Origin of the sequence: Streptomyces sp. cmx-18-6 (genome assembly GCF_046548915.1) — a bacterium.
Lineage (GTDB): Bacteria > Actinomycetota > Actinomycetes > Streptomycetales > Streptomycetaceae > Streptomyces.
Genome location: NZ_JAEBEP010000023.1, coordinates 33,041 through 54,619 on the forward strand (window position 1 = coordinate 33,041; position 21,579 = coordinate 54,619).

Genomic DNA, 21,579 nt, shown 5'->3' on the forward strand with positions numbered 1-21,579 from the left:
TGGATCGCGAGGAACGCCCGCCACGACCTCGCGGAGCCGGGCGTTGAGTGCGGCGTTCAGGCCGTCTTTTTCAGTGAGGTGAGGTGGGCGAAGACCACCACGTTCGCCGAGTAGCCTGCCTTCTCGTCGAAGCGGCCGCCGCAGGTCAGCAGTCGGAGTTCGGGCCGTCCGGTTTCCCCGTACACCTTGTCGTCGGGGAACTTGTCCTTCGTGTATGTCTTCACCGTATCCACCGTGAACACCGCGGTCTTGTGGTCCGCGCGCACCACATTGACCTTGTCGCCCCGGCGCAGTGCGTTGAGGTTGAGGAAGATGGCAGGGCCTCCCCGCCCGCTCCGGATCACCGTGGAGACCACCACGCTGGACGGCCAGGTGGCTAAAACCACCTACCACCGCGGGCTGGCTCGCCTGATCCACCACGAGATCGACCACCTGGATGGCCTGCTCTACACCGCACGGATGCGCGACAGGTATCGATCCCATCCCGGTCGAGGAGTATCGGCAGACCGGACACTCCTGGGCCTACAAGCAGTAGTGGCCGACGTCTGCCGAGCCCATCCACGACCGCCCCGGTCCTTCCGAAGAAGAGCTTTCGGAAGGACCGGGGCGGCGGCGTAGTGAAGGCAGAGAGAGTGGTCTGAGGCCATTGAGCCCCGGAGTGCACGGAGTCCGCGACGCGGCGCTGCGAACGCCGGGTGGCGCCGGTGCCGTATCTCGAAGAGCACAACGCACCCGCCCGGACTGTGCGGCAGTTGCGTGCCGTCACGACAAGGCGAAGGAGGGCCCTACTTGTTGTCGATGTGCCTGGTGAAGTCCATGATCGTGGCTGCGAGGGCCTCGGGGGCTTCCTGTGCGACGGAGTGACCCACTCCGTCAAGGTGCACCGGGGTGATCTCGCCAGCGATTGCCTGGCGGAAGGTGTTCTCGGTGAAGGGGTGATTGGCACCGTCGACCGTGAGCACCGGCACTGCGATCGGGTGGGACTGGGCCAGAGCCCTGGTTGCGCCCTTGTCGGCGAAGAGTTCTTGGTAGAGACCCTCGGTGCCGCGCCAGCCGTTCGGGCGCGCGTAGGTGCGGACGAATTCGTCGATGTCGCTCTCCGTGATGGAACCATCCGTCCCGTGCATCAGAGGGAGCGCCCAGTCGGCCAGGAACTCGCGTTCGTGGCCTTGGAGGAGCATCCCCGGGATGCCAGGAGCGCCGAGGAAGCCGACGTGCCAGGAGCCGAAGTTGTTCACGTCGGCAAGGGCTTCGAGTCCGAAGCCGGCCAGGGTCGTCTCGACTCCGGTGAAGCTGGTGACGTCCTCGGGGTGCAGTGCGGCGAAGCGGAAGGCCGCGCCGCCGCTGATGTCCTGGCACAGGAGGTGGACCGGGCCTGCGCCGATGTGCTGGACGAGATGGTGCAGGTCCTCCGCCGTGACCGCCTCGCCGTACTCGGTATCGGCGTTGCTCGAGTCGCCGAATCCGCGGAGGTCGGGGGCGAAGACCCGGTGTGTCTCGGCGAGCAGGGGAATCAGCTTGCGGAACGCCCACCACGTTTCCGGCCAGCCGTGCACCAGCAGGATCGGAGAGCCGGTGGTGCCGGCGGAGACATAGTGGAGCTGTGTTCCGTTGACGTCCGCGAGGTGGTGCGTGACGCCGGGGAGGGTCGCCCCGGGGGGCGTGATGGTGGTCATGAGAAGCTCCCGAATAGGCAACCTGGTTGCTTACATAGTGGGCAACCAGGTTGCGCATGTCAAGGGGGTCGTATGCTGACGGCATGTCCAGATCAGGTGCCGACCTTGCCCTGCTCCTGCTCGCCGGCTTCCGCGCTTTCGCGGAACGGGCCACCGCCGAGCTCGCCGAGCTCGGGTACGAGGACGTCCGGCCGGTGCATGACTTCGCCCTCCATTCGATCCTGTCCGGTGCGGACAGCGTTTCCGAACTCGCCCGCAGGATGTCGGTGACGAGGCAAGCGGCCGCGAAGACGATCGCCGTACTGGAGGAGCGCGATTTCCTGAAGCGTGAACCCGACCCGGTCGACCGTCGACGAACACGACTTCACGTCACCGAGCACGGACTCGCGATGTTGCAGGAAGGCCAAGTCATCTTCAACAGGCTGCGTGGGCAGTGGGAGGAGCAGGTGGGTGCGGCGTCGCTGTCCGCACTTGAGGAGACGCTTCGAGCCTTCGTCGGCAACGGTGTGATTCGGCCTGACTCGCCGGGTTGGACCGCGCGCGACCTGGACGTGTAGGCCCTCTCGGACCTGCGCGACGCACAACTTATCGACGGGCGCCGTCGGGCAGTCGGGTGCGTGTTCGATGTTGAGCTCGGCTTGCGGTATCCGGGCCCTGGTGTCGGTGCGGACCGCGGTCGGGCGGCTGTGTGCTTGCCCCGACGGCACGGTTGAGGCGGGCGTGGGCAGGTGTACGTGCAGGTCCTCTGTGTGCGCTACTCGCATGGCCCCGCAGGTTCCGTGTCCTTCTCGGCGGCGCTGCCCGAGGCTGCTCTGCTCTGCGGGCAGCGGGACGGTGGCGGGCTCGCCGGGGTGGTAGGCGGCATTGCCGCTGTCCCGGGCGATCCCGTCCGGAGCGCGGCCGTCGTCAACGGTGAGTACCGCTGTGACGGGTGGAATCATTTTCTTGATCGGTCGATCCAGATCGGTATAGAGTGCTGACATGGGAAGAACCCGGGAGTTCGACACCGAGGCGGCGGTGAGCCGCGCCATGGAGCTGTTCTGGAGTCACGGCTACGAAGGGACATCCCTGCGGGATCTGACGCGGCACCTGGGTATCGGGCAAGGGTCGCTGTATGCGGCGTTCGGTGACAAGGAGGGTCTGTACCGGGCCGCGCTGACGCACTATCGGACGACCCTCGCGGCGGCGGCCGTGCGCGACCTGGAGCAGGGAGTGGACGCGCGCTCGGCGGTCCGCGGGCTCCTGATGGAGAGGGTCCGCATCGCCGTCGAGCAGGACGGCAGGGGGTGTCTGGTCGTGAACGCCGCCTGCGAGCGGCTGCCGGGTGCTCCACCCGTCCGCCGCATCGTGCGTGATGTGCAGGATGCCACCCGGGATGCTCTCACCGAGGTGCTGCGGGCCGCGGCGGAGCGGGGCGAGATCGGTGCGCGGCACGATCCGCACGCGCTTGCCGCCTTCCTCGTGACTCTCCTCAATGGGCTGCTCGTCTCCTCGAAGATCACCCCCGACGCCTGGGCGCTCGAACCCGTCGTGGACATCGCACTGTCCACTCTCGACTGACCCCTGACCACCCGAGAGCCCGACTTTCCCTCCCGAAAACTGGATCGATCGATCAAGTAAACAGGAAGGCTGGAACAGAGATGATGTTCGACCACGCGGGAGCACCCCTCCGCACCGGGCGTGCGGCCGTCAACGGAACGAGCCTGCACTACCGCTCGGCCGGGTCCGGCCCGGCCGTAGTGCTGCTGCACGGTGTGCCCAAGACCGGCTACCACTGGCGTCACCTCGTACCCAAGTTGACTCCCCATCACACAGTCGTCGTACCGGACCTGCGCGGGCTGGGCGACTCCGCCCGTCCCGCGGACGGCTACGACTCCGAGACGATGAGCGACGACATCGCGGAGCTGATGACCCGGCTCGGGCATGAGACGTACGCCGTGGCGGGCGAGGACTGGGGAGCGGTGATCGGGTATCAGGTCGCGGCCCGCCACCGCGACCGGGTGCGTGCTCTCGTCTTCGCCGAGGCGCTTTTTCCTGGCTTCGGTTTCGAGGACCACACCGCGCTCACCGCGGAGAACGTCGGCAGCGGGATGCACCTGTGGCACCTCGGCTTCTACTTCCAGCCCGACGTGCCCGAGATGCTGATCGCCGGACATGAACGTGAGCTGATCACGTACATGATCAAGAACGAGCGCACCCATCCCGACACCGCCACCCCCGACGCGGTCGAGGAGTACGTGCGCTGCTACACCATGCCCGGCGGCATCCGCGCGATGCTGTCGATCTACCGGGCGATGCTCGTCGACGCCGAGCAGAACCGTCGCGCCGCGCAGCACAAGCTCGACATCCCGGTCCTGGCGCTCGGCGGCTCGGCGTTCATCGGTGAGCGCAACGAGTCCCAGATGCGCTCCATGGCCCACGACGTCACGGGGTACGTCTTCGACGCCGGACACGACCTGGCGGAGGAGGTGCCGAAGGAGATGGCCGCGGTGATGGTGCCGTTCCTGGCCGGGCATTGGTGATCCGCACCTCCTCCGCGAAGGGCGGGTCCGCGCCCCGACAGCGTGGCCCGGGAGCGCGGTCGAACGGAGAGTTCAGGTGAGGAACCCGGTCACCGTCCTGGTGAACCAGTCGGGGTCCTCCTCGGCGACGAAGTGTCCGGTCGGTGCGACCGCTCCCCGCACGTCCTTCGCGTAAGGCTTCAGGACCTGGGCGGTGGCGGTGCCGGACTGTGCGGAGCCGATGGCCAGGACGGGCATGGACAGCTCGCGCCGGGCGAGCAGGGCGCGGTTCTCGCGGCCGTCCTCCAGGAGCGTGCGGTAGTGCGCGAAACCTCCGCGCAGCCGCTCCCGGCCTGTGTACGCGTGCGCGTACGCGGCGAGGTCCTCGGTGGTGAAGGTGCCGGGGTTGGCCATGGCGGTGAACGTGGCGGTGAAGAACTCCAGTTCGTGGCCGTCGAAGAGCATCTCGGGCAGGTGCTCGGTCATGAAGAAGCCGAAGTGCCACATGCCGCCCTCCGCGACGTTCATCGCCTTTTCCAGGTCGAGGCCGGGGAGGAGGGCGTCGACGAGGACGAGGTGGGAGATGTCGTCGGGGTGGGCGGCGGCCCAGGCGAGGGCGATCATGGAGCCGATGTCGTGGCCGGCCACGGCCACCGGGCCGCTGAGGCCCAGTGCGTCGAGGACGCCTCGGATGTCGCGGGCCTGGTCGGTTTTGGCGTAGCCGTCGGCGGGCCGGTCGCTGGCCCCGGTGCCGCGCAGGTCGGGGGCGATGACCGTATGCGTACGGGCGAGGGCGGGCATGACGCGGGCCCAGGCGCGCGAGGTCTGCGGCCAGCCGTGGAGCAGGACCAGGGCCGGCCCGTCCCCTCCCGCGGCCACGGAGAGGTGGGTTCCGTTGGTGGCCACGCGCTGGACCTGGAAGCCGTCGGGGAGCCAATCGGCAGTGCGCATGAGGATGGCCTTCCGCGGGAGGGGAGCGCCGGTCACCGGCCGGCCGCGCGAGGCGGTGCGGTTGGTGGCACTCATGGCTGACCCACTTCACTATGCACGCCAGATGTTCTGTGCGTAAGAACATCTGACGGTAAGCGCATTGTGTAGACTTCCCCTGTGAGCGTGCCTTGGGCGCGGGCCTGGGCTGGGCGATCCGCTTGGTCTCGGCCGCGTTCCGTCGCGTCGCCACCCAGTCCGTCGCCGACCTCCCCGGCGGGGCCCGCGGCTATCTCGTTCTGGTCGCCCTCGCCGGGGGTGAGCCCCCCACCCAACTGGCCCTGGCCAAACAGGTCAGCCTGGACCGCACAGTCATGACCTACCTGCTTGACGACCTCGAAGCGCACGGTCTGGTCACCCGCCGGCCCGCCCCACGCGACCGCCGCGCACGCCAGGTTCTCCTCGCCGATACTGGCCGCACCCGCCTCGACGGCGTGCGGCGCAGCCTCGCCGCCGCCGAGGACCGCCTGCTCACCGACCTCGACGCGCCGGAGGCAGCACAACTGCGCACCCTGCTCTCCCGCGTCGCGCGGACCGCCCAGCGTGAAGCCGTCACACCCGGGGAAGTGGACGAGGCGGACTGCTGACGGGCCGGGCTCCGCCTCTCGGCGTGCGGGGCGGGCTCCGCGCCACCGACGTGCGGAGTGAGCAACAGGAGGCGGGGCGCTAGCCGTTCAGGTGGGCCGTGGCCGTGCGGGATGCCGTACGGAATCGGCCGGGCGGTACGCCGCGCGCGCGGCGGAAGGCGCGGCTGAACGCGTACACCGAGGTGTAACCGACATCCTGGGCGATCCGTTCGAGAGAGTCGCCGGTGTCGCGGAGGCGGCGCGCGGCGAGGTCGAGGCGCCGTCGGGTGAGGTAGGCGGCCGGGGTCTCACCCAGGGCCGCGGGGAAGCGGCGGGCCAGCGTCGCGCGCGATACGGCGCTCGCGCGGGCGAGTTCCGCCATCGTCCAGGCGCGGCCGGGCTCCGCGTCGATCAAGGCCATCGCCGTACTGACGACGGGGTCGCGGAGGGCGTGCAGCGGGGATGCCGAGCCGCCCTCGTCGCGTTCGAGCCAGTCGCGCAGCGCCTGCACCAGCAGGACGTCCACGAGGCGGGCGAGGACGACCTGGCTGCCCGGCCGCGGCGACGTCAGTTCGCGGCCCACGAGGCGGACCGTCTCGGCGAGGCCGCCGCCGTCGCCCTGGCCGCGGAGCAGGACCGTATCGGGCAGCGCCGCCAGGAAGGACGCGGAGGTCGTGGGGTCGTGCGTGTAGTGCGCGCAGAGGATGTGCGTGTGCGCCTGCCCGTGGCCCATCCGGACAGTGCCGTCGGCAGCGAGCGTGTACCCGTCGGACCACTCCGGTGAGGTGCGGGCGATCGCGCCGGGATCGCTCGCGAGGGCGTGTGCTCGGCCTCCCGGGAGCAGGAGCACGTCTCCGGACCGGAGTTGCAGCGGGTCGGAGCCCTCGGGAGCGATCCACACCGTGCCCGAGGTCACCGCGTGGAAGGCGGCCCCCGGCCCCCGGTGCGACCACCACCCCCAGTCGTCCCCGGCGGCGATCCGCGTGCCCAGCACGCCGCGGACGACCTGCGCGTCGATAAGTCCGGTCAAGGCATCCGTCATCTCTGGATGCTAACAGGATGAGTGGTTCGGATAGGTAAGTGAGTCATTGCGTCATTGAGGAACGCATATGCGCGCCCTACGGTTTTCCTCATGAACATTGAAGGAAGCATCGCACTCGTCACCGGCGGCAACCGCGGCATCGGCCGGCACTTCGTCCAGCAGCTCCTGGAGCGCGGTGCGGCGAAGGTGTACGCCGCCGCTCGGAACCCCCGGACTGTCGACGTACCCGGCGCGATTCCGCTGGCCCTGGACATCACCGACCCGGACGCGGTGGCCGCCGCCGCGGCCGTCGCCACCGACCTGACCCTTCTGGTCAACAACGCCGGAACCGCCACGGGAAGTGACCTCGTCACCGGCGATCTCGCCAAGATCAGGCAGGAACTGGACACGAACTTCTACGGCCCGCTCGGGATGATCCGCACGTTCGCGCCGATCCTGGCCCGCAACGGCGGGGGCGGCATCCTGAACCTGAACTCGCGCATGTCCTGGATCTCCTACCCGGGCGTCAACGCCTACGCCGTGTCCAAGGCCGCCGCGTGGAGCATGACCAACGGGGTACGCCTGGAACTGGCCGGGCAGGGCACCCAGGTCACCGGCCTCTACCTCAGCTCGACCGACACCGACATGATGGCGGGCTGGGACATCGCCAAGAACGACCCGGCCGACGTCGTGACCGTCGCACTCGACGGCCTGGAGGCCGGGGCACCGGAGGTCCTCGCCGACCAGGAGACCAAGGAGACCAAGGCGTCTCTCGCCGCGTGAACCGAGGTCGCCTGCCGTCGGACATGGCGACTTCCCTCACCAACTGCTGTCCTCACAAGAAGGGTTGATATGTCTCCGACTCGTCCCGCACTGCGCACGGCGCTCGTCACCGGATCCACCAGCGGCATCGGCCGGGCGACCGCGATCGCACTGGCCCGAGCTGGCCTGCACGTCGTCGTCCACGGGCGGGATACCGGGCGCGGTGTCGCGGTGGCCGACGAGATCCGGTCCGCCGGAGGACGCGCGGACCTGATCCTGGCCGACCTGTCCAAGGAGAAGGAAGTCGCCCGTCTCGCGCGTGAGGCGGAAGAGCGCACCGGTGGGCTCGACGTACTGGTCAACAACGCCTTCCTGGCCCAGCAGTTCATGTCGAGCGCGCAGAGTTCGGGAGCCGATCTGGACCGGTCCGTCGCGGTCAATGTGAAGGCCCCGTTCGTGCTCGTCGGGATGATCGGGCCGAAGATGGCGGAGCGGGGCCGGGGGGCGATCATCAATGTGTCGATGGTCGCGGCGAACAAGGCGGTGCCGGGTATCGCGTTGACCTCCGCGACGAAGGCGGCCCTGGAGTCCCTCACCCGGGGGTGGACCGTCGACTACGGCCCGGCGGGTGTCCGGGTGAACACGGTCAGCCCGGGAGTGATCCTGACGCCCGCGAATGAGCAACTCCGCGAGCAGATGGAGGCGTTCACACAGGCGACCCCGGCTCGCCGTCCCGCGCAGCCGGAAGAGGTCGCCGATGTGATCGTCTTCCTGGCCTCACCCGCGTCGTCCTTCGTCTTCGGCGTCAACCTGCCCGTCGACGGCGGCATGTCCATCTCGTAGAGGAGCGATCACGATGAACACGCGACAGACCGGGAACGGCACTCCAGGCGGCGCGGAACGGTGGATCGCGGAGTGCGAGACGCTCAAGACGAGCACTGGACACAGGATCGCCTACCGGCGGCGTGGGCGTGGTGCCACCGTGCTGATGCTGCACGGCTTCCCGACCTGGTCCTACGACTTCGCCGCGGTCGCCGCCGATCTTGCCGCGGACCACGAGGCCCTCACGCTCGACCTCCCCGGCTACGGGATGTCCGCCAAGCCCAACCCCTACGCCTACTCGGTCGCCGAAGCCGCCGACACCGTCGAGGAGGTCGTACGCCACCTCGGGCCGGAAGAGGTCGACCTCGTCGTCCACGACTACGGCGCCATCGTCGGCCAGGAGCTGCTGGACCGCCGCCGCCGAGGGGCGCTCGGCTTCGAGGTCCGTAGTGTCACGATTCTGAACTGCGCCATCGTCTACTCCGCCTACCGGCCGACGTCGCTGCAGAAGCTGCTCATGAAACCCGTACTGGGACGGTTCGTCGCCGGTCTCATCACCCGGGACCGCATGCGCGCCGGCCTCAACGGTGTGCGCGGCGCGGCCAAGATCGGCGAAGGTGAGATGGCCGAGCTGTGGCGTGGGGTGGCCCACGATGAGGGGCACAAGCTGGGGCATCTGCTGATCCGGTACAACACCGAACGGAACATCCATCACGCGCGGTGGGAGGCCGCCCTTCGCGCCTGGGACGGGCCGCTCGGCCTGGTCTGGGGGCTCGCCGACCCGGTATCGGGCCGGCATGTGCTGGAGAAGGCGAGGGAGATGCTCCCGGAAGCGCGGGTGACCGCCCTCCACGGCGTAGGCCACTTCCCGCAGTCGGAAGCGCCGAGGGAGGTGGCCGCCGCCATCCGGGCCGTCGTCGACGCATGACCCTGTCCGCGGGCATCCGGGGGTGTACTCAGGTGCACCTCGCGGTGGGGGGTCCAGGCGGTATTCGGGGGTCAGCGCTACTGATCTGCACTGCCGTCCTCGGCAAGATTCCTTGTGTCGGTACGAGCATCAGGGAGTGTTGATGACATCGAAGAAGACCACCTCACAGCTGCGTGAGGGCCTGTTGGTCATCGCGGCGGTCAGCCTGGTGGGATCCGCCACGACCGTTGCGGCAGTGGCGCATCCTTCCCGGGACGCGCCTGTGCGAGGCGGCGCGGACAGGGCCCTGCAGAAGAGCCTCGACTCGTTGGTGAGCGAGGGCGAGTCCCCCGCCGCCTTCGCGTGAGTGCGCAAGGACGGCCGTACCTCTTCGCTGCTCTCCGGGACCGCGCGGCTCGGCGAAAAGGTTCCGGTCCCGCACGACGGTTACGTGCGGGCCGGCAGCAGCACCAAGACGTTCACCGCCGTCGTGGTCCTGCAACTGGTGGCCGAGGGCAAGGTCGCGCTCGACGAGCCCATCGAGACGTACTTTCCCGGAGTGGTACGGGGCGAGGGCATCGACGGCAGGAAGATCACCGTCCGGCAGCTGCTGCAGCACGTCAGCGGCCTGCCCAACTACACCGAGTGCATAGGTCTGGAGGACTTCGCGAAGATCCAGCACAAGTTCTTCCATCCACATGATCTGCTCGCCGCGGCTCCGGCCCACCCGGCAGAATTCGCGTCCGGGCTCAGCTTGTTCTTTAACCTCTGAGCCCGTCAGTTCGACAGGGCAGTCGTGAACACCTCGTGCTGGGCCGTCAGCCATCCCTGGATGCGGTCCCAGCGTTGCCAACCATTGCCCTCGAACAGTGCCTGGGCGTAGACGGGATCATCGTTGGCCACTCGGTCGGCGACGAAAGCCCGGCAAGTTGCGGTGGCCTGTTCGATGACGCTGGGCAGTTCAGCACGCTCGCGTGGGGAGAGGCCGTAACTGTCGGCGAGGATCCGCAGGCGCCTCGGGGTGTCCAGTGCTGTGGGGTATAGGGCTGCCGCGGAGGTGGGATCGAGCATGGGTACCCAGTAGCGGGCGGCCATGGCGACGTCCCACACGGCTCGGCCTGGGGCTGCCAGGTCGAAATCGATCAGTCCTGCGGCGCGGCCGTCGCGGAAGACGACGTTGTCCGGACACACATCGTTGTGGCACAGCATCGTTCCTCCGGCCGGGTCGGCCAGGGATCGGGGCCACGCGACGCAGGTGTCGACCGGGATGGCCGAGCTGGCGTCGTGCAGGCGACGCAGCAGGTTTCCCAGCGACCTCAGGGCGGTCTCGGTCATCACCCAGCGCGGAAACGGAGGCAGGGCGACGTCGCCGGGAATGAACGTCAGCTGCTCGCGGCCGTTCGCGGTGAGACGGACCGGTTTCGGAGCCGCGTCGAACCCCTGCTCTCGGAGCGCGAGGAGATGAGCATGGAGGGCGCGCGCGGTGGGCGGCGCTGGACGTTCCACCAGAGGACCGCGACGGAAGACCGCGCCCGCGTTCACCATGCCGCCGACCAGGGCTTCGCTCTCTGCTGTCTCTCCCTCGGCCGTCATGCCGATCACGCTATCGCCAAACCGGCTGCGTGTGGAGACGCCCCGAAATACGCCTCGAACTAGGTCGCTTACCTGGGCGTTCGCCGGGCAGTGGGGCGGCCTTCGTCTGATCATGTGCTCCGACCAGGGTGCACCGATCAAGACGAAGGCCGTGAGAGTGATCTCCACGCCGAGCGACCTCGCGAAGTTCGCCGGCCTCCTGCTCGACGGGAAGCTCCTCGCCCCCGAGCAACTGGCCCAGATGCGCAAGATGGTCGACGCGCCGCTCATGCCCGGATGGCGTTACGGCCGCGGCGTCTTCAGCATCCCGCTGAGCTGCGGCGGCGAGTACTGGGGGCACGGCGGCGACATCGACGGCTACGAAACCCGGGGCGGCGCCACCGACGACGGCCGCTCGGTGGGCCTGGCGGTGACCGCACCCCCCGGAACCTTCAGCGACGCGGAAGAGAGCGCCAAGGCAGTCATGTCCGCGACGGACACCGCCTTCTGCAACTGAGCAACTGAGGCACCGGCCTTTCGACGCCCTCAGGAGCCGATGCTCTGTGAGGCGGAACCCTGGTCCCGGTAGGGCGCGAGGAAGGGCCGCAGCGCGCCGAGCAGTTCTTCCGGCGCTTCCTCGGCCGGGAAGTGGCCGCAGTCGGGGATAACCACGCCGGCCACGTCGTCCGAGGCCACCTCCATGGTCGCCGCCACCGCCGCGCCGAGGTTCTGTGAACCGCCGATCGCTAGAACGGGCAACTTCAGACGGCGGGTTCTGCGCTGCTCGTTCTGCGCGATGGTGGCCTCCAGCGCACGGTAGAACGCGAAGCTGGCGCGCAGCGCGGCGGGATCGGCAGCGAGGGTGTCGACGTAGTGCCGGATCGCGTGGTCGGGCAGGGGGCGGGCGGCCTTCACGGCGAACTGGTGGCCGAAGAAGAGCTGTTCACGCCCCTGGACCAGTTGCTCGTTGATGCCGACGAGGCGGTTGAAGGCGAAGTGCCACAGACGGTCGTTGACCGCTGCGTCGCCGAACAGGGGAGGTGACGCGGTCAGGCCGGGAATGGCCGCCTCTGCGACCGCGAGCCGGGCGATCCGTTCGGGGTGATCGGCGGCCAGCGCATAGCCGGTCCACATGCCGATGTCATGGCCGACCACGGTGAAGCGCTCGTGCCCGAGCGCGGTCATCAGGCTGTTCCCAGATCAGGGAGACACGATGGCTACGTTACTTCCGCAGACTGCTGGATGGCCAGGGCATCCGGAGCGCAGCGGCGTTCTTGCACCGGTACAAGAGTGTGGCGGCTTCGCTGGAAGGTGGGCCGTATGACTTGCGGGCGGACAAGACGGTCGAAGGCTGGCTGTATCAGGAGCGACGGCCTCAGAACGCCTTTCGTCCGGTGATCGTCGCGATGCTGGGAATGACCTTCAACGAGCTGTGGCAACAGGCACCTGAAGGCGACCTTTTCCATGTACTCGTGACGCCCGCGTCACCGTTATTCAGCCATGTCAACTCCGGCATGGCAGTCGGCGAGATGAGAAGGACAGGCGCCATGGCGGTCCGACGTGCTCGGAAATTCCTGCTCGACAACGACCAGCAGCGGGCGGGAGGGAACTCCCTGCCGGTGCTTCAAACCGAAGTAACACGGCTCGTCCGCGAGTACCCCCGCGTCCCTCTCGGGGACATCTGGGAAGATCTCCTCGACACACAGGATCAGGTGCTACATCTGATTGAAACGCGGCGGTTCAACCCGTCCCAGCTACGTGACGTGAACTTCTTGGCCGCAGTGGTCAGCTTCCTCGTCGCCAAGGGATTCAACGACCTGGAGGATCGTGACCAGGCTCGTATCATGACGCTTGTCGCGGCTGCATCCGCAAAGGATGCCGAACACCCTGGACTCCTGGCTCTCGTCAAAGGGCTCCAATCTCTGATCGAATACTGGGCCGACCGGCCCACCGACGTTTTCTTCTACGCCAGGAAGGGAACAGAAATCGCGGAGGGTCTACGCGGCACCGTCACCCCGTGGCTCCTCGGTCTTCAAGCACGTGCCTCCGCTCGGCTGGGAGACGAGGAGACGGTGCGCACCGTCACCGCACAAGCGGACGAACTGCGTGAGCGCATGGTCCCAGACGACCTTGACGAAATCGGTGGCCTGCTGCACTACTCCCGGACGAAGCAGCTCTACTACGCAGTGGAGGCCGAAGCCCTCCTCAGGCACGGCAATGCCGCGTTGATCGGGCAGGCGGAGGAAGCAGTCACCGGCTTCAGCGACGTGCAGACTGAGGACTGGGCGTTCGGAGACCTCGCCGGCACCCAGTGCAACCTTTCCCTGGTGCGCTTGCACAGTGGCGATGTCGAGGGTGCAGCAGCGGCAATCCGTCCTGTGCTCGACCTTTCCCCCACCCTACGCAACAACGGAATCATCGTCTCCGTGACGCGTGTTGGGGAGGCCCTGCGGTACAGCACTGCACGCACGGCCGTCACCGCCTGCGAGCTGAGCGAGGAGATCACGGCCTTCCCTCCTCAGCGTCCCGCTCTGATGCCGAGCCGCCGCAGTTAGCTGTATTGATCACGAGCGTTGTTGACACCCGGTAGGTCTTGAACATGACGAAGACCTCCGATGTGGTGGAGCTGTGTAGGACTGCACCCAACGGAGGTTGTCCCACCGTAATGCCCGGCTGACCATTCACGGCAGGCGGATTCTGGTCGAGCGAGTCCTCGCGGGCCGTCCGGTCGCCCACGTCGCCGCAGAGATGGGCATATCGCGGCCCACCGCCCATAAGTGGGTTCGCCGCTGGCGGGCCGAGGGTGAGGCCGGCCTCCACAACCGCTCCAGTCGGTCTCGCACGACGCCCCACCGCACGACCCCCGGCACAGAGGCCGCTGTCTGCGATCTAAGGCAGGCCCGCAAACTCGGCCCGGCCCGGATCGGCCCGATCCTGGGACTTCCCGCCTCGACCGTGCACCGCATTCTGGTCCGCCACGGCCTGAACCGCCTGGCCTGGCTCGATCGGCCCACCGGCGAGCCGATCCGCCGCTACGAACGCAACCGGCCGGGAGAACTGATCCACGTCGACATCAAGAAGCTCGGTAACATTCCCGGCGGCGGCTGGCGAACCGTCGGAAGGACGGCCGGCGACCGTAATCGTCAGGCCACCACCACCCAGCGCAGGAGCTGCAAGCCGGTGATCGGCTACAGCTACATCCACTACATCCACTCCGCGGTCGACGACCACTCCCGCCTGGCCTGCAGCGAGATCCTGTCCGACGAACGCCAGCACACCGCCATCGCCTTCTGGCAACGGGCGAACGCCTTCTTCCGGGCTCACGGTGTGAGGGTCGAACGCGTCCTGACCGACAACGGCGCCTGCTACAAGTCGAAGCTGTTCACCCAGAGCGTCACCTCGGTCGGCATCGCCCACAAGAAGATCCGCCCCTACCGGCCCCAGACCAACGGCAAAGTTGAACGCTTCAACCGCACCCTGGCCGACGAATGGGCCTACCAGCGGCCCTACACCTCCAACGACGAACGCACCGCAGCCCTGGCAGACTTCCTCCACACCTACAACCACCACCGCAGCCACACCGCACTCGACGGACACCCGCCTATCAGCCGCGTCAACAACCCTGCGGATCAATACAGTTAGCCCGATAGGGTGCGCTCGTGAACCCTGTATCGCACATTGGTCCCCGGCTCCGACTCCGTGAACTTCAGCAGGAGGACACGGACGCAGTCTTTGCGATCTACGGCAGCGACAGGGCGACAACGCACCTTTCCTTCGAGCCGCGCACCCACGACCAGGTGCGCGGCATCGTGCAGCGCGCGACGAAAAACTCGCAGGAAACACCTCGCACCGAATACGGCCTGGCCGTCGTCGACCTGCGACAAGAGCTGATCGGCTTCGGTCGACTGGCTCACGACCCGCATCAACCCCGCGCTGCCACTGTGGGCTTCGCGCTCCGTCCGAGCGTTTGGGGGCGCGGCTACGGCCTCGAAACTGTCAACCTTCTCTTGGGGCTGGCGTTTGAGGAGCTTGGGCTGCACCGAGTCTGGGGTGCCAGAGCACCCGAAAACACCGCCTCAGCGCGCACCATGGCCGCAGCGGGAATGGTGGAGGAGGGCATCATCCGCGAGCACGTCAACAAGAAGGGTCGATGGCGGGACTCCGTAGTTCACGGGATGCTGGAGCGGGAGTGGCAGGCGCGCCGCTCCGCACTGCAATCGTGACCGGGCTGCACCTCCCACTGGGCCGCGTTCCTTCAGTCACCGAGGTCACACTCCTCGGGGTGTCCGAGCTGTACAACGTGGTGATTCGGAGTGACCGTCGGGTTTGGTTCGAAGCCTCCCGCGCCCGGGAGTCGGAAGCCTACGATGGACGTCTCCGTTCCTGCCGGGAGGCTGCTGTGTCGCCACACCGTCCCGATTACCCGCCGAAGACTCCGCCGCCGCCCAAGAGGCCCATTGAGCCTCCCCGGCCGGAGCAGCAGGACGCTCCACTCCCTGCTCCCGTCACGATCCGCGGCCGGAGCGTGCGGAATTGGGCTCTCACGCCGAGCCCGGCCGCCGCTGCTCGCGTGGGCCGGGAGGTCGCTGATGTGTTGCACCGGTGGGGATACCGGCCCAAGGACGACCGCCCCCGACAAGCAGTAGAGCTACTGGTCCGTTCAGCGGCGGAGGACGGCGGCCGGCGGATCTCTCTTCATCTGGCCGACGACGAGCAACGGAACCAGGTGATGGTCCTGGCGCTCAGCCATCGGCAGGACATGCCCCCGGGTGACGACGACCAGGTGCTTCGGGACACCCAATACATGCGTGCCCTATCAGCTCTCGGCCCTCGCGACGTTGGTGTCGAGACCACACCGGATGGGCGTCGCTGGTGGGCGGGCCTTGACCTCCCACGCCCCAGTAAAGTTCCTGAGCTGGAAGACCGGGGCACACGTGCCGCCCTCCGCGCTCCATCGAAAATGGAGCGGCCCCCCGCCACCGCGTGAGCAACTGGGCACCCCGCCGCAGCTACTTCTTGGGCGGCCTGCGATGACTTTTGGGGAGTGATCCGAGGCCGCCGTACGGCGGTGCTGCCCACACTTCTTGGTACCGAGGATAGCTTCACGGCCGCACGATCTGAAATGGCGTGAGTGGTGAAAGGGGGCACCTAGGGCGCTTCTTCCGGATCTTGGTTCGTGCGGATTTCGCACGCTGCTGCCCGCGCATATATTGGCGGGATGGACGAAGCCAAGGCGAGTGGCCAGGCATGGAGGGACGAGGTCAGAGCGCGTCCGACGGCTGAGCAGGATCGGGACGCCCTGGCCCGGCTCGTCGAAACGGACGCGGACTCCTTCGAGGTTGAGTTGTACGAGCGTGCGGCAGATCCCCAGGTGCTTTCGATTGATCGCGCCCAAAGGTCGCAGGCCGGGCAGTACGCCAGGCGTGTTCGATGTCTTCGAGAGCATCAGCGGCGTCAGGGCAGTTGAGCAGTAGCCATCGGATCGTTGGTTGATGGGTGTCGTTGACTGATGCCCAGTGGACCCGCATCGAGCCGCTGCTGCCGGACCGGACGCCGAAGCCAGGTGGGCGGTGGCGTGAACACCGGCAAGTGATCGACGCGATCGCGTTCAAGTACCGCACCGGAACACCGTGGACAGATCTGCCTGAGCACTTCGGCTCGTGGAAGGGCGCCTACAACCGGCTGCGGAAATGGCCGGCCGACGGCACTTGGAAGAAGGTCTTCACTGCCCTGCTGGCTCAGGCAGACGCCGAGGACGACCTCGACTGGATCGTCTCGGTCGACTCCACGATCGTCCGGGCACACCAGCACGCCGCCGGGGCGGGGTGGCGGCGATCCCGTTGTCCTGCCCTGTTCGTCAGGGGTGCGAGGGCCACGCGCATGCGGCCCGGTCGGGATGCGGGCCGTGCCGGCTGGGCCGGACGCGGGCCTTTGGTTACTTGGTCAAGTCGACGGGGGCGGGGATGAGTACCGCACGGGGCGGAAAGGCGGCCCGGTCGCCTGCGCAGTCCAGTGATCAACCTGATGTGCTTGAAAGGCTCAGTTGCGGGCCAATGCTTGCTCTCGGCTGCGGGGCAAGGCTGGTTCTCGGCTGCGGGGCAGGGCTGGTTCTCGGCTGCGGGGCAGGGCTGGTCGATTGCGGGGCAGGGTTGGTTTTCGGCCTGGGGGTCCGCCTGTGCTGTCGGTGGCGGCCACGGGCGCTGCGGGGGGTGGGCGGAGTGGCTTCTGTCGGGCGGCGGCGGGGCTGTCGTGTGGGCTGCGTGCGTGGCCCGTTGCTGGGGCGGCATCATGTCGGGTGCGGTTCCCGGGGTGTGGTGGGGGGGAGGGGGGCTCGGGGTGTGGGGCGGCCCCGCCTCGCCGGGGGTGCGATGGGCCGGGCAGGATAGGGCCGGACGTCTGACCCCCCCGGGGGGGGGTCTGTACGTCTCTGTCGCATCCCCTTCACCGGCCCCGGTTCGGCCCCGGTTCGGCCCCGGTTCGGCCTCGGTTCGGTCCCGGTTCGGTCCCGGTCCAGGTTTTTCGCCAAGAGAGGTACGGCGTGGCTCACTTGACGAAGCGTCATGATCGTCCGGTGATAGGATTTTGGCACATGCCACGTGAGCTTTCTCCTCGGCATGGCTACTGCCAGGGGGCTCCCCGAAGTGGTAGGGGCTTCCCCGACCGGGGGTTCGCCAAGACTGCGTCCGGGAGCTGGACTCCAGCCGCTCAAAGAGAGTTACATGACGAATTTTTGGCAGGATCCGACAGTCTGGGCGCTTGCTGCCGGCGTCCCTGTCGCTACCACGGTTGTCGTCCGCCAGCGAAAAGCGATCAGGACGCTGCGCCATCAAAAGCGCAGCGTGGAGGCCGGCCTGAGTGAACTCCAGGTCGGCCGGACGCGTCTCGAATCCACCGTCGAGGAGCTGCGGAACGGCTACGCCGAGGTGGTCAGGCAGGCCAGGGAGGAGGCGGAGAACGCCACCAACACCGTGCTGAAGTCGGCGATGCAGACGCTCCAGGGCCTCGCGGCGGAGCAGCAGCGGGCGATCTCCGGGCTGCAGAAGAAGTACGGCGACTCGCCGGTGCTGCGGGACATGCTGGACGTCGACCACATGAACGCGCAGTTCAACCGGCGTGCGCAGTCCATCGCCGTTCTGTGCGGAGGCTGGCTCGGCCGGCAGCGGGAGGCCGCGTCGGTCTATGACGTGATCCGCGGGGCCCAGGGCCGTATCCGGCACTACCAGCGCGTCGACGTCCTGTCGCAGGTCGATTTCGCGGTGACCAGCAGGGCCGTCGAGCCGGTCGCGCTGACGGTGGCCGAGCTGCTCGACAACGCCACCAGCTATTCGGCGCCGGCGTCCACGGTCGAGGTCAACGTGCGCACGGTGCCCAAGGGCATCTGCATCGTGATCGACGACGCCGGTGTCGGTATGAGCGAGGAGGAGAAGACGGACGCCTCGGTCCTGCTGAGCAGCGGGGCCGCGGTGAGCGTCTCCGAACTCGGCAACCCTCCGGCGTTCGGGTTCGCGGTGATCGGCGCGCTCTGCGCGCGCTTCGGCTTCACGGTCAACATCGACAGCACCTCTCCGTACGGAGGAGTACGCGCAGTGGTGATGGTGCCGAAGGAGCTGCTGACCGATATGCCGGAGCCGAGGAACCCGGCCGCGACGGGAGAGGCCGGTTCGCGGTCGGAGTCACGCGGTCCGGATGCGGCGGCGACGCACGGCGGGCTGCCCCAGCGGCGGAACAAGCGCGGCATGGCACTCGTGACGGACAGCCGGGCCGAGGACTCCTCTCCCGTGACGGACAGCCGGGCCGAGGACTCCTCTCCGCCGGCCGCCCGGTCGCCGGAGGCCCGGGTCGCGGTCATGGGGGCCTTTCAGCGCGGCACTGTCAACGGCCGAAGTACGGGGACACCGGCCGTCGACCATGTGTCCAGTCCTGCCGATTCACACAAAGGAACCGATATCCCGTGAGCGACGACCTGTCCTGGATGCTTGAGGACGCGCTGGCGATACCCCACGCCCTCCACGCCGTCCTGATTTCCGCAGACGGCCTGCAGATGTCCCGTACGGCGGAGATCGGCCGGGACGACGCCGACAAGGTGGCTGCCGCGGTGAGCGGACTGCAGTCGCTCAGCCGGTCCATCGGATTCTTCTGCGGCGATGACCGTGCAGCCTGGCGCCAGACGCTCATCGAGTTCCACGGCGGCTGGGTCTTCCTCAACGCGGCGGGCGGCGGCTCCTACCTCGCCGTGGCGGCGTCCGCCGAGGTCGACATGGGGGACATCACCTACCGGATGCAGCAGCTCGTCAGCCGACTGGGCAAGGCGATGTCCTCCGGCCGCCGCAACGACCCGGTCACCTCATGACCGCTACCGGCCCTACCGATCCGGAGTTCGAGCCCGAGGCCGGCGCATTAGTCCGGCCCTATGTCATCACCCGTGGGCGTGACCTGCCCGGCGAGGACACGTTCACCCTCATCACCCTCGTCACCACGGCCACCGACGAGCGGCAGCGCCCCCAGCGGCTCTCTCCCGAGGAGCGGCAGGTCCTGGAGATGTGCTCCAACGGCTACCTGTCGGTCGCGGAGATCGCCGCGCACTGCCGACTGCCTCTGGGCATCGTCAAGGTCCTGCTCAGCTCGCTCGCCGAGGGGGGCTACCTCCTCACCCGTTCACCGGTGCCCGCAGCTCGTCTCGCCAACAGAACTCTTCTTCAGGAGGTGCTCGATGGTCTCAAGGCCCTCCCTGTCTGAGGACGCCTACGTGCGCAGTGGTGCACAGCAGACCGCGGTGAAAATCCTGGTCGTGGGGCACTTCGCCGTCGGCAAGACCACGCTGATCGGCTCGCTCTCCGAGATCGCGCCGCTGTCCACCGAGGAGCAGATGACGAGCCTGTCGGAGCAGGTGGACGACCTCAAGGGCGTACAGGGCAAGACCACGACCACCGTCGCCCTGGACTTCGGCCGCCTGACCCTCAGCAAGCGCATCGTGCTGTACCTGTTCGGCTCGCCCGGACAGCAGCGGTTCGTCGATCTGTGGGACGACATGGCCCGCGGAGCGCTGGGGGCCCTGGTCCTGGTGGACCCCGAGCGACTGGCGGACAGCTTCGAGGTCATCGACCTGGTCGAGAGCTACGGTCTCGACTTCGCCGTCGCCATCAACAAGTTCGACGGCGGCTCGGAGCACACCCCCCAGGCGGTCCGGACGGCGCTCGACCTGCTGCCCGACACCCCGGTCGTCACCATCGACGCACGCGACAAGAGGTCGTCCGTGAACGCCCTGATCACCATGGTCCGCTACCTGCAAAAGCGCGCCGCTCTGGAGCACGCATGACAACGCCCCCCGTACCCCCGCCCGGCTGCCCCGCACACGGCAGCGGCCAACGAATACCCCTGGACACACCGGAATTCGCCGCGGACCCGCACGCGTACTACCGGTACATGCGTCAGTTCGGCCCGACGACGCCCGTCACCCTCGCACCCGGTGTCGACGCGACCCTGGTGACGGACTACAGCGCCGCCCTGGACCTCCTTCAGAACCCGTCGACCTTCCGCAAGGACTCACGCCGGTGGCGTGCGTTGGGCGAAGGCAAGATCAGCCCCGACAGCCCGGTCCTGCCGTTGCTGGCCTACCGGCCCAACTGCATGTTCACCGACGGCGCCGAGCACCTGCGGCTGCGTCAGGCCATCACGGAATCCTTCGCCCGCGTCAGCAACAGCCGGCTGAGCCGGATCGTCAACCAGGCCGCCCAGTTCCTCATCAACCAGTTCAGCGCCCGCGGCTCGGCCGACCTGCGCAGGGACTACGCCCAGCAGCTTCCCCTGTACGTCTTCAACGAGCTCTTCGGCTGCCCGGCGGAGATCGGCGACCGGGTGCTCTTCGGCATCGCCGGCATGTTCGACGGAGTCAACGCCGAACAAGCGAGCCAGGTCCTGCTCCGGGCGGTCGGCGAACTGGTCGCGCTCAAGCGCGCCCAGCCGGGAGAGGACATCACGTCCTACCTGATGCAGCATCCGGCGCAGCTGACCGACGAGGAACTGGCACACACCCTGGTGCTGCTCCTCGGCGCGGGCGGTGAGCCGGAGGGCAACCTGATCTGCAACGGCTTCTACACGATGCTGACCAACGAGGAGTACGCGCGCAACGGCCAGTTCGACAAGGCCCTCGACGACACCCTGTGGCGCAACACCCCGATGTTCAACTACGCGCCGCACTACCCGGTCGTCGACACGGACGTGGCCGGCGACAAGGTGCACGCCGGCGAGCTGGTCCTGGTGTCCTTCGGCGCCGCCAACACAGCCCTGGCGGACCAGGGGGCCGACACCCGCGGCCACCTCGCGTGGAGTGCGGGCCCGCACGCGTGCCCGTCGAAGGAACCGGCCCGGCTCATCGCCCTGACGGGGCTGGAGGCGCTGTTCAACGCGCTGCCCGATGTCGAACTCGCGGTCCCCGCCGACAGCCTCGTCTGGCGGCCCGGCCCGTTCAACCGCGCCCTGGCCTCCCTGCCCGTCCGGTTCGGTGCGATCACCCCGCCTCCCGGGGCCCGACCGGAACCGCAGGAGGCGCCACCGTACGACGGGGCGCACGTCCCGGACGCGCCCGCACCCTCGGCGTCGCAGTTCACCGGCGGAAAGCCGGGGCGCTGGAGCAGCTTTGTGAAGTGGCTGACGGGTCAGTAGCCGTCGAACGCCCATGGGCGCAGGCGTCACGGGGGAGTTGTCGCCGACTCGCATAAAAGATCAACAACTCGGGTAAGACAGCGCGGAGTGTCCGGAGTGACAC

The 21,579-nt window shown here is 68.1% G+C and carries 24 protein-coding genes and 2 pseudogenes; 20 read left to right on the forward strand and 6 right to left on the reverse strand.

What is annotated here, in order from left to right:
- Positions 1–56: 56 nt before the first annotated feature.
- Positions 57–338: pseudogene (locus ACLJPL_RS33020) on the reverse strand (sortase domain-bontaining protein); the annotation flags it as partial.
- Here ACLJPL_RS33020 and ACLJPL_RS33025 point away from each other — a divergent pair.
- Positions 313–618 carry a peptide deformylase gene (locus tag ACLJPL_RS33025; RefSeq protein ID WP_411084634.1) on the forward strand — a complete coding sequence of 102 codons (306 nt, stop codon included), beginning with the start codon at positions 313–315 and terminating at the stop codon, positions 616–618. The pseudogene ACLJPL_RS33020 and the gene ACLJPL_RS33025 sit on opposite strands and share 26 nt — an antisense overlap.
- A gap of 167 nt (positions 619–785) precedes the next feature.
- Here ACLJPL_RS33025 and ACLJPL_RS33030 read toward each other — a convergent pair whose 3' ends face one another.
- The gene (locus tag ACLJPL_RS33030) at positions 786–1,676 is read right to left on the reverse strand and encodes an alpha/beta fold hydrolase (protein WP_411084635.1); all 891 of its coding nucleotides are present in this window, start codon (positions 1,674–1,676) and stop codon (positions 786–788) included.
- 83 nt (positions 1,677–1,759) lie between these two features.
- Between ACLJPL_RS33030 and ACLJPL_RS33035 the strand changes: the two genes are divergently transcribed.
- From ACLJPL_RS33035 to ACLJPL_RS33045, 3 genes are all read left to right on the forward strand, one after another.
- Complete coding sequence (locus ACLJPL_RS33035) at positions 1,760–2,233, forward strand: MarR family winged helix-turn-helix transcriptional regulator (RefSeq protein WP_411084636.1); 474 nt, start codon at positions 1,760–1,762, stop codon at positions 2,231–2,233.
- 424 nt (positions 2,234–2,657) lie between these two features.
- Complete coding sequence (locus ACLJPL_RS33040) at positions 2,658–3,236, forward strand: TetR/AcrR family transcriptional regulator (protein ID WP_411084637.1); 579 nt, start codon at positions 2,658–2,660, stop codon at positions 3,234–3,236.
- Between the two features lie 80 nt (positions 3,237–3,316).
- Entirely contained in the window at positions 3,317–4,198 is an 882-nt protein-coding gene (locus ACLJPL_RS33045) for an alpha/beta fold hydrolase (RefSeq protein WP_411084638.1), read from the forward strand.
- 72 nt (positions 4,199–4,270) lie between these two features.
- Here ACLJPL_RS33045 and ACLJPL_RS33050 read toward each other — a convergent pair whose 3' ends face one another.
- Positions 4,271–5,203 (reverse strand): alpha/beta fold hydrolase, encoded by a 933-nt coding sequence (locus ACLJPL_RS33050; RefSeq protein ID WP_411084639.1) that lies wholly within the window; start codon positions 5,201–5,203, stop codon positions 4,271–4,273.
- A 92-nt stretch (positions 5,204–5,295) separates the two neighbouring features.
- Here ACLJPL_RS33050 and ACLJPL_RS33055 point away from each other — a divergent pair, with 92 nt between their 5' ends.
- On the forward strand, positions 5,296–5,751 hold the full coding sequence (locus ACLJPL_RS33055; protein WP_411084640.1) for a MarR family winged helix-turn-helix transcriptional regulator: 456 nt from the start codon (positions 5,296–5,298) through the stop codon (positions 5,749–5,751).
- A gap of 79 nt (positions 5,752–5,830) precedes the next feature.
- On the opposite strand, the gene ACLJPL_RS33060 is transcribed toward ACLJPL_RS33055, so the two are convergent.
- A complete protein-coding gene (locus tag ACLJPL_RS33060; RefSeq protein ID WP_411084641.1) occupies positions 5,831–6,772 on the reverse strand; it encodes a cupin domain-containing protein in 942 nt (313 codons plus the stop codon).
- Between the two features lie 90 nt (positions 6,773–6,862).
- On the opposite strand from ACLJPL_RS33060, the gene ACLJPL_RS33065 reads away from it, so the two are divergent.
- The 5 genes from ACLJPL_RS33065 (at position 6,863) to ACLJPL_RS33085 (ending at position 10,014) form a co-directional block, all read left to right on the forward strand.
- Positions 6,863–7,534: an SDR family oxidoreductase gene (locus ACLJPL_RS33065; RefSeq protein ID WP_411084642.1), complete on the forward strand. Its 672-nt coding sequence runs from the start codon at positions 6,863–6,865 to the stop codon at positions 7,532–7,534.
- A 69-nt stretch (positions 7,535–7,603) separates the two neighbouring features.
- The gene (locus tag ACLJPL_RS33070) at positions 7,604–8,356 is read left to right on the forward strand and encodes an SDR family NAD(P)-dependent oxidoreductase (protein ID WP_411084643.1); all 753 of its coding nucleotides are present in this window, start codon (positions 7,604–7,606) and stop codon (positions 8,354–8,356) included.
- Positions 8,357–8,369: 13 nt separating this feature from the next.
- On the forward strand, positions 8,370–9,263 hold the full coding sequence (locus ACLJPL_RS33075) for an alpha/beta fold hydrolase (RefSeq protein WP_411084644.1): 894 nt from the start codon (positions 8,370–8,372) through the stop codon (positions 9,261–9,263).
- 142 nt (positions 9,264–9,405) lie between these two features.
- Positions 9,406–9,609 (forward strand): hypothetical protein, encoded by a 204-nt coding sequence (locus tag ACLJPL_RS33080; RefSeq protein WP_411084645.1) that lies wholly within the window; start codon positions 9,406–9,408, stop codon positions 9,607–9,609.
- Complete coding sequence (locus ACLJPL_RS33085; protein WP_411084646.1) at positions 9,610–10,014, forward strand: serine hydrolase domain-containing protein; 405 nt, start codon at positions 9,610–9,612, stop codon at positions 10,012–10,014.
- A gap of 5 nt (positions 10,015–10,019) precedes the next feature.
- On the opposite strand, the gene ACLJPL_RS33090 is transcribed toward ACLJPL_RS33085, so the two are convergent.
- Positions 10,020–10,835, reverse strand: a complete 816-nt coding sequence (locus ACLJPL_RS33090) for a phosphotransferase enzyme family protein (RefSeq protein ID WP_411084647.1) — start codon at positions 10,833–10,835, stop codon at positions 10,020–10,022.
- Here ACLJPL_RS33090 and ACLJPL_RS33095 point away from each other — a divergent pair.
- Positions 10,834–11,331 (forward strand): serine hydrolase, encoded by a 498-nt coding sequence (locus tag ACLJPL_RS33095; protein ID WP_411084648.1) that lies wholly within the window; start codon positions 10,834–10,836, stop codon positions 11,329–11,331. The genes ACLJPL_RS33090 and ACLJPL_RS33095 overlap by 2 nt on opposite strands.
- A gap of 29 nt (positions 11,332–11,360) precedes the next feature.
- On the opposite strand, the gene ACLJPL_RS33100 is transcribed toward ACLJPL_RS33095, so the two are convergent.
- Positions 11,361–11,999 (reverse strand): alpha/beta fold hydrolase, encoded by a 639-nt coding sequence (locus ACLJPL_RS33100; RefSeq protein ID WP_411084649.1) that lies wholly within the window; start codon positions 11,997–11,999, stop codon positions 11,361–11,363.
- Positions 12,000–12,106: 107 nt separating this feature from the next.
- Here ACLJPL_RS33100 and ACLJPL_RS33105 point away from each other — a divergent pair, with 107 nt between their 5' ends.
- The 9 genes and pseudogenes from ACLJPL_RS33105 to ACLJPL_RS33145 all read left to right on the forward strand — a co-directional run bounded on the left by ACLJPL_RS33105 (position 12,107) and on the right by ACLJPL_RS33145 (position 21,476).
- A complete protein-coding gene (locus ACLJPL_RS33105) occupies positions 12,107–13,369 on the forward strand; it encodes a hypothetical protein (protein ID WP_411084650.1) in 1,263 nt (420 codons plus the stop codon).
- A gap of 97 nt (positions 13,370–13,466) precedes the next feature.
- A complete protein-coding gene (locus tag ACLJPL_RS33110) occupies positions 13,467–14,456 on the forward strand; it encodes an IS481 family transposase (RefSeq protein ID WP_411084651.1) in 990 nt (329 codons plus the stop codon).
- Between the two features lie 17 nt (positions 14,457–14,473).
- On the forward strand, positions 14,474–15,037 hold the full coding sequence (locus ACLJPL_RS33115) for a GNAT family N-acetyltransferase (protein WP_411084652.1): 564 nt from the start codon (positions 14,474–14,476) through the stop codon (positions 15,035–15,037).
- 1,273 nt (positions 15,038–16,310) lie between these two features.
- Positions 16,311–16,637: pseudogene (locus ACLJPL_RS33120) on the forward strand (IS5 family transposase); the annotation flags it as partial.
- 896 nt (positions 16,638–17,533) lie between these two features.
- A complete protein-coding gene (locus ACLJPL_RS33125; protein ID WP_411084653.1) occupies positions 17,534–18,769 on the forward strand; it encodes an ATP-binding protein in 1,236 nt (411 codons plus the stop codon).
- Positions 18,766–19,164, forward strand: coding sequence for a roadblock/LC7 domain-containing protein (locus ACLJPL_RS33130; protein ID WP_411084654.1), 399 nt, complete (start codon positions 18,766–18,768; stop codon positions 19,162–19,164). The genes ACLJPL_RS33125 and ACLJPL_RS33130 overlap by 4 nt, the downstream gene beginning before the upstream one ends.
- Positions 19,161–19,550, forward strand: coding sequence for a DUF742 domain-containing protein (locus tag ACLJPL_RS33135; protein ID WP_411084655.1), 390 nt, complete (start codon positions 19,161–19,163; stop codon positions 19,548–19,550). The genes ACLJPL_RS33130 and ACLJPL_RS33135 overlap by 4 nt, the downstream gene beginning before the upstream one ends.
- Entirely contained in the window at positions 19,525–20,130 is a 606-nt protein-coding gene (locus ACLJPL_RS33140; RefSeq protein WP_411084656.1) for a GTP-binding protein, read from the forward strand. The genes ACLJPL_RS33135 and ACLJPL_RS33140 overlap by 26 nt, the downstream gene beginning before the upstream one ends.
- Positions 20,127–21,476 (forward strand): cytochrome P450, encoded by a 1,350-nt coding sequence (locus ACLJPL_RS33145; RefSeq protein ID WP_411084657.1) that lies wholly within the window; start codon positions 20,127–20,129, stop codon positions 21,474–21,476. The genes ACLJPL_RS33140 and ACLJPL_RS33145 overlap by 4 nt, the downstream gene beginning before the upstream one ends.
- Positions 21,477–21,579 lie beyond the last annotated feature (103 nt).

What these genes read in the sequence shown, in the direction of transcription:
- ACLJPL_RS33095 (WP_411084648.1), top strand. Translation starts at nt 10,834, where the DNA reads ATGCCGATCACGCTATCGCCAAACCGGCTGCGTGTGGAGACGCCCCGA.
- ACLJPL_RS33045 (WP_411084638.1), top strand. Translation starts at nt 3,317, where the DNA reads ATGATGTTCGACCACGCGGGAGCACCCCTCCGCACCGGGCGTGCGGCC.
- ACLJPL_RS33035 (WP_411084636.1), top strand. Translation starts at nt 1,760, where the DNA reads ATGTCCAGATCAGGTGCCGACCTTGCCCTGCTCCTGCTCGCCGGCTTC.
- ACLJPL_RS33125 (WP_411084653.1), top strand. Translation starts at nt 17,534, where the DNA reads ATGACGAATTTTTGGCAGGATCCGACAGTCTGGGCGCTTGCTGCCGGC.
- ACLJPL_RS33140 (WP_411084656.1), top strand. Translation starts at nt 19,525, where the DNA reads ATGGTCTCAAGGCCCTCCCTGTCTGAGGACGCCTACGTGCGCAGTGGT.
- ACLJPL_RS33040 (WP_411084637.1), top strand. Translation starts at nt 2,658, where the DNA reads ATGGGAAGAACCCGGGAGTTCGACACCGAGGCGGCGGTGAGCCGCGCC.
- ACLJPL_RS33025 (WP_411084634.1), top strand. Translation starts at nt 313, where the DNA reads ATGGCAGGGCCTCCCCGCCCGCTCCGGATCACCGTGGAGACCACCACG.
- ACLJPL_RS33100 (WP_411084649.1), bottom strand. Translation starts at nt 11,999, where the DNA reads ATGACCGCGCTCGGGCACGAGCGCTTCACCGTGGTCGGCCATGACATC.
- ACLJPL_RS33070 (WP_411084643.1), top strand. Translation starts at nt 7,604, where the DNA reads ATGTCTCCGACTCGTCCCGCACTGCGCACGGCGCTCGTCACCGGATCC.
- ACLJPL_RS33050 (WP_411084639.1), bottom strand. Translation starts at nt 5,203, where the DNA reads ATGAGTGCCACCAACCGCACCGCCTCGCGCGGCCGGCCGGTGACCGGC.
- ACLJPL_RS33145 (WP_411084657.1), top strand. Translation starts at nt 20,127, where the DNA reads ATGACAACGCCCCCCGTACCCCCGCCCGGCTGCCCCGCACACGGCAGC.
- ACLJPL_RS33135 (WP_411084655.1), top strand. Translation starts at nt 19,161, where the DNA reads ATGACCGCTACCGGCCCTACCGATCCGGAGTTCGAGCCCGAGGCCGGC.
- ACLJPL_RS33030 (WP_411084635.1), bottom strand. Translation starts at nt 1,676, where the DNA reads ATGACCACCATCACGCCCCCCGGGGCGACCCTCCCCGGCGTCACGCAC.
- ACLJPL_RS33090 (WP_411084647.1), bottom strand. Translation starts at nt 10,835, where the DNA reads ATGACGGCCGAGGGAGAGACAGCAGAGAGCGAAGCCCTGGTCGGCGGC.
- ACLJPL_RS33060 (WP_411084641.1), bottom strand. Translation starts at nt 6,772, where the DNA reads ATGACGGATGCCTTGACCGGACTTATCGACGCGCAGGTCGTCCGCGGC.
- ACLJPL_RS33075 (WP_411084644.1), top strand. Translation starts at nt 8,370, where the DNA reads ATGAACACGCGACAGACCGGGAACGGCACTCCAGGCGGCGCGGAACGG.
- ACLJPL_RS33065 (WP_411084642.1), top strand. Translation starts at nt 6,863, where the DNA reads ATGAACATTGAAGGAAGCATCGCACTCGTCACCGGCGGCAACCGCGGC.
- ACLJPL_RS33080 (WP_411084645.1), top strand. Translation starts at nt 9,406, where the DNA reads ATGACATCGAAGAAGACCACCTCACAGCTGCGTGAGGGCCTGTTGGTC.